Source organism: Sphingosinicella rhizophila, from assembly GCF_032378825.1.
Classification (GTDB): Bacteria; Pseudomonadota; Alphaproteobacteria; order Sphingomonadales; family Sphingomonadaceae; genus Allosphingosinicella; species Allosphingosinicella rhizophila.
In genome coordinates this window covers 91,708-106,623 of the sequence record NZ_JAVUPU010000003.1, presented here as the reverse complement: position 1 = coordinate 106,623, position 14,916 = coordinate 91,708, and the positions used below count along the sequence as shown (strand labels likewise).

Genomic DNA, 14,916 nt, shown 5'->3' with positions numbered 1-14,916 from the left:
CGAGACGAGCCCCTCCTGCCCTCGCCATCATTGCGCGCCTTTCCTGATCGCGAAGAGCCTGTCCTGCTTCGCCTCGTGCGAGGCCACTGGTGAGGGATCCCGGCGTATCGCAAACAAAGTCACCGGTGTTTCTAGCGGCGCTATGGGCGCCAGCGCGACCGGTGCTCCAGCAACCTTCGCGAGGTAGTTGATTGTCTCAGCCGGGAGCCGGCTTCGGCCTGTAAGATAAGCGCCGTAGCGCGCGGGTCCGGCATTGTAGGCGGCGAACAATCCGGGATAGCCGAACCGGTCGTGCATCAGGCGCAGATAGCAGGCGCCGGCGATTATATTGTCGGCCGGGAGGTCGGGATCGACACCAAGGGAGAGCGCTGCGCGCATCTCGGCCCAGGTGCCGGGCATCAACTGCATGAGGCCGATGGCGCGGGCCCGGCTGCGGATCGAGCGGCCACCAAGATGCGTACGTCCGCCGCTTTCGGCGCGCATGACCCGCTCGATCCAGGCGACGGGAATCCCGCAGCGGCGTGACGCGGCATGGATTTCGGGCTGCCATGCTGCGACCCCGAGCACGGCGGCGAGCAGGCTCAGCGGGCCCATATCAGCCGCGCCTTGCCTACAACGTCGCCGCCCTCGCTTATTCCGAAATAGCGGCCGTCGAACGATGCCGGCGTGTCCATGAGCAGGAACAGCTGGCGCCCGCGCAGGCGCACGCAGCCACGCCACAGCGGCATCTTTCGACCGGCGCTATCGACGAATAGGCGCTCCATAACCCGGCGCCCGTTGACGAAGATGTTCGGACCCTGCGCGCAGACCTGGTCGCCTCCGGCCGCCGCCACGCGCTTCACCAGCGGTACGTTGATCGGCAGGTAGCGGCGCTCAGCGGCGAGCTGGCGATAGCGCTCCGGAACCCGCGCGACGACCAGGTCGCCGCGCTCGGGGAGGCCTCCCGGCGTCACCGCATAGAGGCCGATCGGAGCGCTGGCGGACGCGTTCCAGATGAGGCGCGGCGCCGGCGGAAAGGCGGCGCATGCCAGCAGGATCGAGGCTCCAGCACCGAGTATCGCGGCCCGACAAACGAGCTTTCGTCGCCGCGTCTTGGTGGCCCGCAGCGCCTCGCCCCAGGCGAGCAGCGGCGCGTTGGAGCGGCGCATAGGACGCCGGGTCACTAACCCTGCTCCCGGGAGCCACTGTCACGACTCCACCTGTCGAGGTCGTCGATATGATATTGGACGAAGCGGCAATGGCGCCGGAACGCCGGCCCCTTGCCTGCGCGCCGAAGCCGCTTCAGCGACTTCGATGAAATCTTGAGATAGGCCGCGGCCTGGTCCGTGGTGAGGAAGGGCGAGCCGCGCTTGGCGCGGCCAGCCCGATCGATATCGCTGTCATTGTCCATTGTGGGCGGTCCGTATCGAGGCGGCGGCAAGAGTGCCGGCGCGTCCCCGAACTTCGCGGCGCTGGCCCGCCCGCGGGAGTGTCGAAACGGTTTCCCGTTCCGACACCCCCGGCAGAGCCTCGTCGTCAGCGCGACCAGATGAGCTTGTGCTCCCCTTCGTCGCCCTGCACGAGCTGGGCGTAGATGGGCGCCGGCAGCGACGGATCGTCGAGCTTGAGGCTCAGATATTCGGCGCCGGTCTCGCGAGCCGCCTTGCTCCAGCCTGCCCCGATTTCGACGGCGCCAGCGAAGACGCGGTGGTCCGGTGCCTTGTCGTGGTCGCGCTCGACCGGCCGGATCGCTGCCTTGACGTTGAGTGTCAGGGTCCGGATCGTGCCGTTGAAGACGCCGCTATCGTCGCGGGTGAAGAGTCCGATCTGTGCCATTGTATAAGTCCTTTCTTGGTTTGCGAAGCCGCCCCTTGCGGCCTCGACAGGCGGACATTGGCGGCGGTCGGGCGGGGGCCGCACCGGCACGGCCGGAGCGCAGCGGAGGACGCGGACAAGCGAACTTTCTTGTCCCGCGAGGAGGGCGCGGCACGCGCCCGGGGAAGAAAGTTCGTGGCACGCGTTGCGGCGCACGACGGACCGCAGCAGGCCGCCAGTCAGGAGAGGCCATGGGTGCGGCGGTTCTGGAAATGGTGACTTGAATTCACGGCTCGGCCGCCGAACCGCTATGATTCCAGCTGCGTCCGAGGGGATATTCGCTTGCCAGTCGGCCTGATCGCGGCTGATGATCCCGCCGAATCGAGGGGGAAGATGAGCACGGTATTGGAGCGGGTTCGGGCGTTCGTGACGCGGCTCGCGGGCAAGCCGGTCTGCGACGATTGCATCGCCGAGAAGCTGCAACTGAGCGTGCGGCAGCATGCCAATCACAATACCAGGGAGCTTGCCGGCGAGCCGGGATTCGAGCGCGGGAAGGATGCATGCACGCTCTGCCAAAGCGCGAAGCTGGTGATTCGCAGCGCCCGCTGACGGCGCCAGGGGCGGCAAATCAGGCGCCGCCCGGCGCGTCAGCCGCTGTCGGGCGGCGGCTCGATCCTGTCATCCTGCGCCATGCGGCGCAGCAATGTTTCAGCGTGGTTGATGGAACCGGCGCGGCGGCTCCAGGCCGCCCAGACCGACAGGCGGTGGCGGCCTTCGAAGGCGATGTCGCGCTCGATCGAGAGCCCGAACGGCAGCCGCACCGCGGTGATCTCCGACAGGCTGAACGAGCCCATTTCGGGGCATCCGAACCCAAGGTCGGCGAGACCGAACAAGGTGTCGTCATCGTCGGCAAGCTCGGTGGCGAGCCAGGTGGCGGCCCCGAGCGGGTTGAACAGCTTGAGAATCGGGACCGGATCGAAGCGCTTGCCGTCGGCCTCGGCGGCGCGGCCGTTGATATCATTCGCGCGAAGCGCGACGCGAAGCTCGGAAGGCAGGAGGATCATGCCGCGACGCTCCCGATCTGGGCGGCCTCGACCGCTTCGCGGTGGCGCGCGAGCAGCCAGTCGGCGGCCTTGCTGGCTTGGCTGGCGGCGCGGAAGATGGCGCGATTGTCCTCACGCAGGACGGCGAGCCAGCTGCCGAGATAGTCGGCATGGCGGACGGTCGGGACGATGCCGAGCGCGGCGCAGAGGAAAGCGGAGCCGAGCTCGGCGACCAGTTCCTCGCGGGCATAGCCGGGCGAACCGAACGCGTTGGCGAGGTCGCGGCCGAGCCGCTTGGGATGGCCGGTGGCGTGGGTCTTATGCCGATATCGGCATAATGGCCATAATGCCGTAACCCGGATTATGCCGCATGGCGGGGAAGAGGCGCGGCTGTGCGCATGATCTCGGGAAACCCATTCGGCATAATCTTCGGTGCTCCACCAATCTGGAGCATCAAGATCATGACCGACATTTTGAATGGCGCGCCGACGGCGCGGGCGGGGCTGCTGGCTGACTATGAGGATTATCTCGTCAAGCAGCGGGGGCTGAGTCCGCGAACAATCGATCACTCGCTGCGCTTCGCCAACCGCTTCCTCGATCATCGCTTCGGCGGCAGCGCGTTCGATCTTCATTGCCTCCGGCCTGCCGACGTAATCGGCTTCATCGAGCATGTGCTGGCGACGAGATGCCGCGACAAGACGGTCGCAACGCATGTTCGTACCTTCCTTCAGTATCTGTTCGCGCGCGGGGGAACCGCCGCCAATCTGGCGCTGAGCCTTCCCAAGATCGCTCAGCGATGGGACGCGCGGTTGCCCCGGCACCTGTCGCCGGATGGGGTTGAAGCGGTGCTGGCGTCGGTGCGCGGCAATCCCAAATCCGGCGCGCGCGACTATGCGATGCTGCTGCTCATGGCGCGGCTCGGGCTGCGCGCGTTCGAGGTGATCGCGGCCCAGCTGGGTGACATCGACTGGCGTGCGGGCGAGCTTATGGTGCGCGGCAAGGGCAAACTCCATGATCGCGTGCCGATTACGCCCGAGGTCGGCGAGGCACTGAGCCGCTATCTTCGTGAGGGGCGCGGTCCAGCGGCTTGCCGGACCCTGTTCGTCACGCATCGCGCGCCCTATCGGCCGTTCAAGGACGGGCAGATCGTCAATGCCATCCTGAAGGAGGCATTGCGGGCAACGGGGCAGAAGCCGGTGACGCCCTATGTGGGATCGCACTTGCTGCGTCATAGTCTTGCCACCCAGCTAGTGAACGCGGGCGCTTCGCTCGACGAAATCGGCGATGTGCTACGGCACCGTTCGCGGTCATCGACGATGATATATGCCCGGCTCGACATCGACGGCCTGCGGTCGATCGCAATGCCGTGGCCGGTGGCGGGAGGCGTGCAATGAGCCTCGCGCCCCAGCTCGACCGCTATCTGAGCGTCCGCCGTAGCCTCGGCTATGACCTTGCCACCAGCGAGCGCATCCTGCGCCGCTTCACCCGGTTCGCGGATCAGGAGGGCGCAGCGCATGTCGATACGGCGCTGTTCCTGCGCTGGGATGCGAGCTTGCCCGAGGTGAGCGGTGGCACGCGGGCGGCGCGGCTTGGCAGTGTGCGTCTGTTCGCCGGGTGGCTCACCGGCATCGATCCGGTCCACGAGGTGCCGCCGCGCGGGTTGCTGCCCGGTAGCGTGATACGGGCACGGCCCCATATTTACACCGATGCCGAGATCGCATCGATCATCGCGGCGGCGGAGGCGCTGCCGTCGATCTACGGCCTGCGCGGGCTGACCTATGGGACGCTGTTCGCGCTGCTCGCGGTCACGGGCCTCCGGATCAACGAAGCGCTGGCGCTGGATCGCGGCGATCTTGATGTTGCCGATGGCGTGATCCGCGTCAGGCGGGGTAAACTTGGCCGAGAACGGCTGCTGCCGCTCGATCCCGGCGTCGCGGAAAAGCTCGTCGGCTATCTTGCCGAGCGCGACCGGCTGGTCGGCTATACCGCGCAGCCGCTGTTCGTCAGCGACAAGGGCACACGGCTGCCCGACTGCAGCGCCCGCTACAACTTCGCACGGGTCTGTCAGCAGATCGGGCTGCGGCCCCGTCAGCCCTATTGCAAGCATGGTCGGGGTCCGCGCATCCACGACCTGCGCCACACCTTCGCGGTCAAGACGATGATCGGTTGGTACCGGGCGGGCAAAGACCCCGCCCGTGAGATGATCCGGCTGACGACCTACCTTGGTCATAGCGATCCCTCCGCCACCTTCTGGTATCTGGAAGCGGTGCCCGAGCTTCTGGGGCTTGCGATAGAACGCGCCACGGCGAACGGCTGGGAGGCGTCACAATGACCGCCGCCGTCTTGCCCGCGCTGATCCAGCGCTTCTTCACCGACCGGCTGTGCGTCCAAATGGAGGCGAGCCGCCATACGGTCGCGGGCTATCGCGACACGTTCCGACTGCTGCTGCGCTACGCGAGCGCGCGCCACGGCAAGCCGCCGGTGCGGCTCATGGTTGAGGACATCAATGCCGATCTGGTCGCGGACTTCCTCGTTCACACCGAGACGGCGCGGGGCAACAGCGCGCGCAGTCGCAACACCCGGCTTGCCGCGATCCGGTCGTTCTTCCGCTACGTCGCGATGACCGATCCGACCTGGCTGCTGCACTGCCAGCGCATCCTCGCCATGCCGAACAAGCGCTATGTGAAGCGCACGGTCACGTTCCTGACCGGCGACGAGATGGCAGCGCTGCTGGCAGCGCCGGACCGCACGACATGGGCGGGGCGGCGTGATCATGCGCTGCTCCTGCTCGCGGTCCAGACCGGTCTGCGGGCATCGGAACTGGTCGGCCTCACACCGCTCGATGTTGTGCTGGGGACCGGCGCGCACATCCGTTGCATGGGCAAAGGCCGCAAAGAACGCGCAACCCCGCTTCGCCGCGACACCGCGAAGCTGCTCGCAGCATGGATCGGGAACCGCGACGACAGAGGACCGCTGTTCCCGTCGATCCGGGGCGAGCATCTGAGCCGCGATGCGCTCGAGCATCTGGTCCGCAAGCATAGCCTGACCGCAGCGCGCACCTGTCCGAGCATCGGCATGAAGCGGGTCACACCGCATACGCTGCGCCACAGCACGGCGATGGACCTGCTTCACCACGGCGTCGATCCAGCGGTGATCGCCCTATGGCTCGGGCACGAGTCCGTCGAGACCACACAGATCTACATCCACGCCGACATGCGGATGAAGGAAAAAGCGCTCGCTCGCGTTGCCGCTCCAGCGACACCGTCAGGCCGGTTCCGGCCCGACGATCAGCTCCTCGCGTTTCTGGAAAGGCTCTGATTATGCCAAACCACCGCATGGCTAATGCCCGAAAAACCGCCCTCCAGCAGAGGCCATGCGGCATAATCCCGGTTACGGCATTATGGGTCAGTTCATGCAGGCAGGTGCGGTAATAATTGATCTGGTCGAAGAAGGCAGGCTGCGGCGGAACGGCCACAAAGTCGGCTCCCGGGACATAATAAGCCTTGTCGCCGCCGATCCGGAATTCGACGCCGGAGGCGGCGATCACCTCCTCGGCGACCGGCATGATCTCGCGCTCGGGCAAAGGAACGGGATCGAGGGCGAGACCGGGGCGGAGGCCCTCGCATTGGGCGATGTTGAAGACGGTGAAGCGCTTGAGGAACGGCACTGTGCGGGCATCATCGCCGTCGCGGGCGGCCCGCTCCTTCTCGGCCTCGGGGGTGAAGCGATCGGCATAAACCACTGTCTGCCCGTGCACGCCCTTGATGACGCAGCCGCCCGCTTCCTGTGCCTGCCGGAAGGTCAGCCAGCTTTGCGATGGATAGTTATTGGCGATGACAGCGCCCCACAGGAGCAGGACGTTGACGCCGGAGTAGGCACGGCCGGTAAGCGCGTTGCGCGGCAATGAGGGTCCGGCGCACGCGGCTTTGCCCCATGGCTGAACCCAGGGCACCCGCCCCTGTTCGAGCTCGGCGATGATACGGCGGGTCACCTCGTCAAAGAGATTGACGCGCGGCTCGGCGCCCTCGGCAGCCTTGCCACGGGCACGATGTTTGGATGGTCTGGACACATAGCCTCCTCTCCCGCCCAAAAAGCCAAAAAGCTTCCCGCGAAAGGCGGGGGTGGGCGGCGAGACGCGACCAGAGGAGGCCCGGCTCAAGCGGCGCGCGCACCCAAGGGGGCGCAATGGACATGAAGCACGCCGCACAAGCGGCGTTGCGCGGGCCGCGACGGGTCTCAGGCGGAAGCGCCGGCCACACCCGCCGATAAGGGAAGGCCCACCAATAAAAGCCGCCGCAGCCAGAAGCTGCGGCGACCACGAAACGCGCCAGTCGATCGTCACCGACAGGCCGAGACCTGTGAGGGGCTCGGCGTCGCAAAGACGACGTAGAGCGCGGTCGCGTGCGAAGCACGCGAGGCGCACGAATGTCACTTCAGCGAATTAGACCCGACGTGAAGGGGAAGATTGCCGAACGCCTCGATCGCATCATCGAGACCTTCGCTCGTGATCCAACGTGCCCGGGCGAGATGGCTGTCCCAGCAGGAGCGCGCATGATCGGGATCGACCAAAGGGTCGATGCCCAGAATGTCGAGCGCACCGGACTGCCAGTCCAGTCCCGCCGCCTCGGCATAGAGCAGCTCCGCATAGATGAGCAGGTGCCGGCGATCATAGTCGAGGACTAGACCGCCCTTTGGTGCGACACGATCGAGCCGATCGAATGGCGTGAGCTCGCGACATGACATCCGGGCATCTTAATCACGTCCACGCAAAATACCTAATATATTGGGTGGCACTATATTGGGTGAAGCTGTGATTTCCCAGGATGGTCGTTCGGGAACGCGTCGCTTCCAACCTCAAGCGACTGCGCAAGACTGCGGGCTTGTCGCAGGAGGAGCTTGCTGGGCGCGCGAACGTCAATCGAAACTATATCGGCAAGCTCGAGCGCAGGGAGAATAGCGCAACCACCGACATGCTGGCCAAGCTTGCCGACGTGCTCGGCTGCGACATCGTCGACCTCGTGTCGCCGGTCGAAAAGTCGCGATCGGGTATAGGCACCTAGGACTAGATCCTCCCCGTCAGCGCTGCCCGCGGCCCGGCCCGAATGAGCCTCTCCGCCAGCACGATCCTGCGACGCACTCGCGATTTCGAGTGCTCGCCATCGCCCGGCCAGTCCCCGCCATACATCGCGAGACCGATGTCACGCAGGCTGGCGCCGTCCGCAAGCGCATCGCGTACGCGCAGTGCCTCGACCAGACGGATGAAGCGCTGATCGACAAAGGGCCGAAGATCACCGCGAAGAAGGGCATCCAACCGGCGCAGCGACGCGATCTGGGGATCTATTGAGCGGGCAAGATCGATCGCCGGCTCTATTGTCACCTCACCTGCCACCATCGATCTCCCGATCACATCGAGCCGAAGGACGCCATCGGTCAAATCTAGCCGCACATGAGTGCGGTCGTCGTAGCGCAACATGCAGCCCGGCAGCGTCAACAAGTCGATCGATCTCGATCCGGCACCCACTGGAGGCGACACGCGAACCCGCAGCACGTGCGGGTCGGCATCCGCCGTCCACAAGTAGCGGGCGCGGGCACAATCGTCCCTCGGATCAGCCGGGAAAGTGCAGCCCCCAACGCGCGGCGCCCGCAGTTGTCGCGCCGCCCCTGCGAGCGAACGCGCCATAATCGGGGTCGCGACGCAGCAACTCCCAGGCCAGCGCCGGCCGGCCACCGGCGAGGACCGGCGCATAGGCGCCGGCATCCCGCCAGTCCGGCGGCACCCAGACCGGCATCAGTCCGACTGGCAAGCGAGGAAGCTCGCCGCCATTGCCTCCTGGTCGGGACGGAGGGCGTCCACCGCGCCGAGATGCTCGGGAACTTCGTCCCCCAGCAGTACGGAGGGGCACTGCCCCTCGACATTGCCAAGGTTGGGCCGGTGCTGAGCGTAGCCGACCAGCGCCGCCAGTTCCGGCGAGAAGTGTTTCGCGACAGCTGGCGGATAAACGAGCCACTGCAGCTCGAACGGCTTGAGCCAGCCAAGGCAATAGCTGACGATCACGCCGCGGCGTGGCGCATTCGAGGCATTCGCGCCGCCCCCATGCAAGGTCGAGCCAAGGAACAGAAGTGCATCCCCGGGCACCATTTCGGGGACGATCGCGGCTTCCCCTGGGAGGTCAGCGATTTCCTGGTCGTCATGGCTGCCAGGCCACAGCCGCGTACCGCCGTTCGCCTCGGTAAATACGTCAAGCGGCCACATGACGTTGACGAGATATTCCAGTTGGCCCTTGGGTCCCAGCCACATATCCTGATCGCGATGCGGCAGCTGCGGCAGCGCTCCCGGATGTATCTCGACCGCTTGGGTCAGATTGAGGGCAATCCGGTCGCACCAAGGAAGAAGAAGCTGCTCGACGACCGCAAGAACCAGAGGGTGCATCACGAGCGCCTCGGCATGTCTGGAACGGCGCAGCAGCGCCCCGAAACGCCGCGTTCGCTCGCCGTAAAAGACGCCCTGGCACATGGGCGTAAGGGCGAAGCTTGGTGCCAGGTCGATCTGCAGGCGATGGAGAATCGACGGGGCGAGCGCGTTCCTTAGAACGTGATAACCGTTGCGTGCCAGCAAGGCCGCACGACGATCCGATGAAGGCGTCCTCATGCTGGGAGCGCCTGAGCTTGTACGTAGGTACCAGTCCAGGCGAGCCGTTCGGGCGTATCGGGCTCTACTTGAACGGCGAACGCTCCGATCGGGCCGCCTGGGATCCGTACGGCTGGGCCAAGCGGCTCCGCCCGCCACCCCATCGCGAGCACTTCCTTTCGAAACGGCTCAGGTATGACGCCGGTCAGCCGTTCGATGCCTCGCGCGAGCGCGAAATCAACCATTGCCGAGATCAAAAGATTGCGGAGTTCCTTTCTCCGCCCGGCGCCGTGCCTGGCAGGCAAGCACAGGCGCGTACTCTCCCATGTCGTGGGGCCAATCGGGACGCCGCCGGGGCAAAGGTGCGAGAAGAGCGTGTCCAGCACATGCGGATGCATGGAAGGCAAGAGGCGCAGCGAGGCCTCGTGCGTGCCCGTCAAATCTGCCGCGACCAGATAAACGGCATGCTCGTTGTCAAACTGATCGATCTCGAAATGGCCGTCCACCACCGGGACATCCCAGCCGAACAGATCGACGAACTGCTTCTTCCTATCGACGAACATCGTCTCGAGCACGGAACGATGCGGCGAGATATAACGGTTCTCGATGAGATGGATCATGGTGCGTCCCCTGCAATTTTCGTGCACAAGGAAGCACCGGCCGAGGCCTCAAACTATCCCAGTGCAAATGCTCGGGATTGATTTTTGCGGATTTCGTGCAGCCCGATTTCACCTGCGAAGATTGCTGCTGTGACCAGCTCCATCCGGTCGGTTACGCCGAACAGCCGGCGAGCATCGGTCAGATAACCGTCGACCGTGCGGGGCGCGAGGCCGAGGGAGCGGGCGATCTGCTTGTTCGTGAGGCCACGACCCGCCAGCACAATGCAATCGCGCGGCCGAGGATTGAGGCGTGGAGGCGGTGCCGGGGTTTGATCTCCGCCAACAAGCTGCCTGGCGCGCTGAAACGCGAATATGCCGATCATCTGGGCTACGCCCAGAGCGCGTTCAGCGGGAAAGGGCTTTCGGCGCCCAGCGAAGGTACAGGAGCCGAGACATTGGCCGAGCTTATAGCACGGTACGGTGACACCCTCATCCAGTCCTTCTTGTAAGCCGAATTGCAAGGATTTCAGATCACGGCGATTCAAGACGATCAGGCGGTGAAGGTCCGACCAGATGAAGGCGCTATCGGCAAACGCGCAGCCGCGCATTACAGGATCCCTGCGGAACTCTCCTTGTCCGATAATTCGGTCGGCAATTCCTTCAGGATAGTCACGAATATCCACCTGCCCTGGGAGCCTCAGGCGCAGATCTTCATGAGTAATCAACGCGAAATGACGAAAGTTCATGTCTCGCGTCACATCGCCCATCAAGCGGCGCAGAGCGGCCTCGCTTTGAACGGACGACAGTGCCCCGATGAATTGGCCTGCAATCTTGATCGCTCGATCTGAGCAGCCGTGGGTTGCCATTGATATCAGGCGACCCATTCCCTAGGCACGCAAGAGAGTCGTTGCAGGATTGAAGCCGCACAGAATTTTGCGCTTTGTCCAGCACAATTTGAGATGTTGCGACCGTCCGTACGGTCTCCCAAGGGGCGGAATGAAATTCCACTGCCGTTCCACGCAACGGCCGCGAAGTGGGGAAGGAGCTTCTCTACGAAGTGGAGTTGGCACCATTTACTGAAACCATCGGTAACGATGACAGAGCCTCGAATCGGTTCGGCATGTTAGAGGCCAACGAAAGTGCGTTGTGCGAGGTCATTGAAGTATCCACACGACCTTGACCGGGCAGCGGTTGTTTCCCGCGCGCGCTTTCGCTCTTTGATCTAGCACTTCGCGTCGAGTCCGCCATCGGATTTCCAGAACGATATTCATCGGACGACGACTTGGGCTAAATTGTCTCCTGATCGGCGATCGATGCGTTTGTTATAAGGGTCCGCTCCGGCATAAGCCGGCGCTCGATCAGTGACGAAGCGAAGCACCTGTTGCCCAGAGCGTAGCGGTCGCGTCTCGAGGAGGATGACCTTTTCAGGGCCGAACGTGTTGCTACCGGGCGCCTCGGTGAAGAGCCCTACATCGAAATGCTCCACGAGAGGAACTTCCCGCTCCTGACCTTGACCATCGGCATAGAATTTTTTCGCCAGGACTGTCACTGCCACGTCCCAGCGCCCGTCAGGCCGGCGTCTGGACGCAGCACCTACTGTCCGTACGTCGTACAAGGTAATTTTCTCGAATAAGTCAGTGATCATCCGTTGTTGTTCCGGTTTCGCCTCTGCGCGCAGGGCCGCGATCAGGTCGAGTGAGGTTGGATAGGGCGGATTCCTTGCGCCGAAGCGGTCAATCAACCGGCGCAGCGCGCGATTCACCGCAGCCTCACCCATTTGGTCGCGCAACAGATACATGACGAGACTGCCCTTGCGATAATGAATATAGCCCTGGTTCTCGACGCGCATCAGTGGCACTTCCTCAACGATCTCGCGTCCTCGCGCTTTTAAATAGGCGTCCAGCTCGAACTTGAGGAACTGGCGGATCTTCTCGGGGCCGTAGAGCTTCTCCATCACCATGATGGCGGAATATTGTGCCAGCGTCTCCGAAAGGCTCGTCGCACCTGCGACATTGGCGCCTACCACCTGATGCGCCCACCATTGATGGCCCAACTCGTGAGCAGTTACATAGGTGACATAATCGATCTTCGATCGATCCCGCAGATCAGTTATAAAGCCAAGAGATTCCGAATACGGCATGGTTCCCGCGAATGCCTGCGCAAACATGTCGTATGCAGGGAACTCGACGATGCGTGCTTGACGATATTGGTAGGGACCGAAATTCTCTTGAAAATAATCAAGCCCTGCTTCGAGCGCAGTGAGCATACGGTCGACGTTCCAAGCGTGCTGTGGATGGTAATAGACCTCGAGTGACACACCCTTACGGTTGCGCGTCTTCACCGCATACCGTGCCGACTGGATCGAGAAGAAGTTCTGAACAGGCGCATCGGAAACAAAGCGCGCCGTCCGCCGGCCGGCCGTTACTACATCAGATACCTTGCTGCCTGGCGCGATTGGGATCTGATCCGCGGCGGTCGTAACCGTGATATCAGAATTGACTATGTCAGTTTCGATATAGCTGCGACGGCGAGCCGCGATATCCGCCAAAGGATGCATGCGCAACTCAGGGGGCAGTCCATATCGACGGCGCTTAGTGCGGTCAGCAAGCAGCCCACGACGCGACATGCCGACCATCGGCGCGAATTCGGTGTTGTCGACAAAAGTACCGTTGCCCACAATGCGGTTCATATTGCCGCTGTTCTTGAAGCCTCGCTGACTACGAACCGTCTCAAAGCTAAGCAGTGCTCGTTCCCCCGGTGCGAGGTCACGAGCGAAGCGGAAGATCTGATAATTGAATTTGCCATATGTTTTTTCGAGCCGTGCATTTTCAACATTGAGCCGAGTTACGCGCGTATCGCGATCCCAGCGCAGATGAACATGGCGGAGCGCCGAAGCCGTTTTGTTCTCAAGCACATAATGCCCTCTGGTGATAAGGCTGGGTTTCACGGGATCGATTGCCAGTTCGAGCTTCACATCGGTCACTGCCGGCTGGGGTAGTCGCTCATAGCGCAGCAACGTCTTCTCCAGATCAGCGGAAAAGCGGTCACTCTCGTTCGCGTCGCGATACTCGTTCCAGACGTTGGTGTTGAGGAAGATGAAACTACCCAGGAGCGCGAACACGAGCAGCGACGCCAGCGCAATCTTCCCGGCGGCCCCCTTCATCAGCCATTGTGGCAGAAGCATCAGACGCGGCGCCAGCCTCGTCTCGGAGCCGCGTCGCCATAGTACGTGTGCGAGAACCAGCAACAGCACCGAAAATGACAGCCAGTAGGCACGAAACCACCAAGCTGCGATTCCGGCAATTCCCGTGCCATTCATGTCAGACAATGGCACTGATGGCGATTGCCCGTAGAGTAGCAGATTGTGATCGAGACCGATCTGAGCGGAAATCAGCGTCAGCACTAGATAGAGCAACATCAATCCCCACCCCAGATATTTGGTGGGGGCGACCGATTGAAGAGCCACCGCCAGGATGGCGATCAGCATCCAATCGACCGCTTTCGGTAACAGGTACCAGCCGAGATATTTGGCCATCTCGAACTCGGAAAAGCCGCTGCCCAGTTGGAGCGCCACGCCTGCAAGAGTGCTCGTGACGAGCATCGTGATCAAGGCCAGCGCGATTGCGACAACCTTGGGCACGATCAAGATCCAGTCAGGCGCCGGTGTGGCATCGACGATTTCGTGAATCCGGCGGTCGCGCTCGCGCCACACAAGCTCACCGGCATAATAAATGGCGACGACGACCGGAACGAGGCTGAAGGAGCTGCGTAGCGTCTCAATGATCCGCCGCGTGACAGGGTAGAGCCTCGCGCCGTAGAGATCGTCACTAAGCAGTAGCCCAGCAAGTGCGTTGAATAAGCCCAAGAGGAGCAGGACGGCGAAGGCCGGACTACGGAACACCTGCATCAACTCGAAACGAGTACGGCAGAGAAGCTGGGCCCACGCAGCCGCACTTCTCCCTATCGGAGGCGCCGATGGGGGGCCGGAAGCCTGCGGCGGCGGCACGTCTTGCGTCGTCTCGCCGTCGGCCCGGGCGGTCGCCCGCGCCTTACCCTCGGGGCGAAAGTACGCATATGCGAAGAAGAGGAGCCCAACGCCCGCCCCGAACCACAACATCCGGTTCCAAAGCAACAGACCCTCGAGTGCTGGGACCATGCTGTTCCGCTCGGTCGCTGTCCAATATTGCGTCGCAAGCGCGTAAGCCGACAATCCGAATGGATCCGCCATGGCGGCTACCGTCTCAAGATGTGGTCTTCCTAAGACCACATCGGCAATCACATAGACGATGAGCAGTGCAACCACGCAGACGTAAGTCCACATCATCGAGCGCGTCAGGGTCGCGACCGCGAAGAACAGGGTTGCGGTCAACCAGAGCCCCGGAAGCGCGAGAATGGCATAGCCGAAGACATAAGCACCCGCAGGCACGGGCCCGAGTGTCTCAGGGTCGATCCACGGCATCATCGACCCGACAAGTCCTCCAAGCGGCACTGCGAGGAATGAGATGGCCGCCGCGCAAAAGGCGCCAGTAAAACGGCCGAAGAGATAATCGCGCTTGCGAACCGGGGTCGCGCGGATAATCGGGGCGAAGCCCGTATCTTCATCCCGCACCACGATATTGGCGACAAAGGCTGTCGTCACAAACATGAAGAACATGCTCATCACCAGATGCGTCTGCAGGATCGCATAGGGGGAATTCTTGAGCACGTTCCCGCCCGCGCCAATGTCAAGTTGGTCCAGCGCAACCGTCGCAAAGGCGAAAACGAATACCACCAAAATCACCACCCAGAATATGGGCTGGCGCATCTGGTATCGGAGCTCGAAGCGGGCGATGTCGGTAAACATGATGGAGTC

General features: G+C 63.2%; 17 protein-coding genes and 2 pseudogenes. 5 read left to right on the top strand and 14 right to left on the bottom strand.

What is annotated here, in order from left to right:
* Positions 1–27: 27 nt before the first annotated feature.
* From RQX22_RS06655 to RQX22_RS06640, 4 genes are all read right to left on the bottom strand, one after another.
* On the bottom strand, positions 28–594 hold the full coding sequence (locus RQX22_RS06655) for a lytic transglycosylase domain-containing protein (protein WP_315724844.1): 567 nt from the start codon (positions 592–594) through the stop codon (positions 28–30).
* Positions 582–1,163 carry a S26 family signal peptidase gene (locus RQX22_RS06650; protein ID WP_410001610.1) on the bottom strand — a complete coding sequence of 194 codons (582 nt, stop codon included), beginning with the start codon at positions 1,161–1,163 and terminating at the stop codon, positions 582–584. Before RQX22_RS06650 ends, RQX22_RS06655 begins: the two co-directional genes overlap by 13 nt.
* Entirely contained in the window at positions 1,163–1,390 is a 228-nt protein-coding gene (locus RQX22_RS06645; protein ID WP_315724842.1) for a helix-turn-helix domain-containing protein, read from the bottom strand. The genes RQX22_RS06650 and RQX22_RS06645 overlap by 1 nt, the downstream gene beginning before the upstream one ends.
* Positions 1,391–1,515: 125 nt before the next feature.
* The gene (locus RQX22_RS06640) at positions 1,516–1,815 is read right to left on the bottom strand and encodes a DUF736 domain-containing protein (RefSeq protein WP_315724840.1); all 300 of its coding nucleotides are present in this window, start codon (positions 1,813–1,815) and stop codon (positions 1,516–1,518) included.
* A 372-nt stretch (positions 1,816–2,187) separates the two neighbouring features.
* Between RQX22_RS06640 and RQX22_RS06635 the strand changes: the two genes are divergently transcribed.
* Positions 2,188–2,403 carry a hypothetical protein gene (locus RQX22_RS06635; protein ID WP_315724838.1) on the top strand — a complete coding sequence of 72 codons (216 nt, stop codon included), beginning with the start codon at positions 2,188–2,190 and terminating at the stop codon, positions 2,401–2,403.
* Positions 2,404–2,441: 38 nt separating this feature from the next.
* On the opposite strand, the gene RQX22_RS06630 is transcribed toward RQX22_RS06635, so the two are convergent.
* A complete protein-coding gene (locus RQX22_RS06630) occupies positions 2,442–2,858 on the bottom strand; it encodes a DUF2958 domain-containing protein (protein ID WP_315724835.1) in 417 nt (138 codons plus the stop codon).
* A pseudogene (locus RQX22_RS06625) lies at positions 2,855–3,154 on the bottom strand (zincin-like metallopeptidase domain-containing protein); the annotation flags it as partial. The pseudogene RQX22_RS06625 and the gene RQX22_RS06630, both read right to left, overlap by 4 nt.
* A gap of 354 nt (positions 3,155–3,508) precedes the next feature.
* Between RQX22_RS06625 and RQX22_RS06620 the strand changes: the two are divergent.
* The 3 genes from RQX22_RS06620 to RQX22_RS06610 are packed head-to-tail and all read left to right on the top strand — an operon-like array spanning position 3,509 to position 6,155.
* Entirely contained in the window at positions 3,509–4,231 is a 723-nt protein-coding gene (locus RQX22_RS06620) for a tyrosine-type recombinase/integrase (protein WP_315724833.1), read from the top strand.
* Positions 4,228–5,169 (top strand): tyrosine-type recombinase/integrase, encoded by a 942-nt coding sequence (locus RQX22_RS06615; RefSeq protein ID WP_315724831.1) that lies wholly within the window; start codon positions 4,228–4,230, stop codon positions 5,167–5,169. Before RQX22_RS06620 ends, RQX22_RS06615 begins: the two co-directional genes overlap by 4 nt.
* Positions 5,166–6,155, top strand: coding sequence for a tyrosine-type recombinase/integrase (locus RQX22_RS06610; RefSeq protein WP_315724829.1), 990 nt, complete (start codon positions 5,166–5,168; stop codon positions 6,153–6,155). The genes RQX22_RS06615 and RQX22_RS06610 overlap by 4 nt, the downstream gene beginning before the upstream one ends.
* A gap of 82 nt (positions 6,156–6,237) precedes the next feature.
* Here RQX22_RS06610 and RQX22_RS06605 read toward each other — a convergent pair.
* Positions 6,238–6,906: pseudogene (locus RQX22_RS06605) on the bottom strand (ArdC family protein); the annotation flags it as partial.
* A gap of 359 nt (positions 6,907–7,265) precedes the next feature.
* Complete coding sequence (locus tag RQX22_RS06600) at positions 7,266–7,580, bottom strand: hypothetical protein (RefSeq protein WP_315724827.1); 315 nt, start codon at positions 7,578–7,580, stop codon at positions 7,266–7,268.
* Positions 7,581–7,660: 80 nt separating this feature from the next.
* Between RQX22_RS06600 and RQX22_RS06595 the strand changes: the two genes are divergently transcribed.
* Positions 7,661–7,897, top strand: coding sequence for a helix-turn-helix domain-containing protein (locus tag RQX22_RS06595; RefSeq protein WP_315724825.1), 237 nt, complete (start codon positions 7,661–7,663; stop codon positions 7,895–7,897).
* Positions 7,898–7,899: 2 nt separating this feature from the next.
* On the opposite strand, the gene RQX22_RS06590 is transcribed toward RQX22_RS06595, so the two are convergent.
* The 6 genes from RQX22_RS06590 to RQX22_RS06565 all read right to left on the bottom strand — a co-directional run bounded on the left by RQX22_RS06590 (position 7,900) and on the right by RQX22_RS06565 (position 14,907).
* Positions 7,900–8,412 (bottom strand): DNA -binding domain-containing protein, encoded by a 513-nt coding sequence (locus RQX22_RS06590; RefSeq protein ID WP_315724824.1) that lies wholly within the window; start codon positions 8,410–8,412, stop codon positions 7,900–7,902.
* Positions 8,413–8,443: 31 nt separating this feature from the next.
* Positions 8,444–8,626 (bottom strand): transcriptional regulator domain-containing protein, encoded by a 183-nt coding sequence (locus RQX22_RS06585; RefSeq protein WP_315724822.1) that lies wholly within the window; start codon positions 8,624–8,626, stop codon positions 8,444–8,446.
* On the bottom strand, positions 8,626–9,486 hold the full coding sequence (locus RQX22_RS06580) for a phytanoyl-CoA dioxygenase family protein (RefSeq protein WP_315724820.1): 861 nt from the start codon (positions 9,484–9,486) through the stop codon (positions 8,626–8,628). Before RQX22_RS06580 ends, RQX22_RS06585 begins: the two co-directional genes overlap by 1 nt.
* Positions 9,483–10,085, bottom strand: a complete 603-nt coding sequence (locus RQX22_RS06575; protein ID WP_315724818.1) for an acyl-homoserine-lactone synthase — start codon at positions 10,083–10,085, stop codon at positions 9,483–9,485. Before RQX22_RS06575 ends, RQX22_RS06580 begins: the two co-directional genes overlap by 4 nt.
* Positions 10,086–10,138: 53 nt before the next feature.
* A complete protein-coding gene (locus RQX22_RS06570; RefSeq protein ID WP_315724816.1) occupies positions 10,139–10,948 on the bottom strand; it encodes a LuxR family transcriptional regulator in 810 nt (269 codons plus the stop codon).
* 383 nt (positions 10,949–11,331) lie between these two features.
* The gene (locus RQX22_RS06565) at positions 11,332–14,907 is read right to left on the bottom strand and encodes an ABC transporter permease/M1 family aminopeptidase (RefSeq protein ID WP_315724814.1); all 3,576 of its coding nucleotides are present in this window, start codon (positions 14,905–14,907) and stop codon (positions 11,332–11,334) included.
* Between the last annotated feature and the right edge of the window lie 9 nt (positions 14,908–14,916).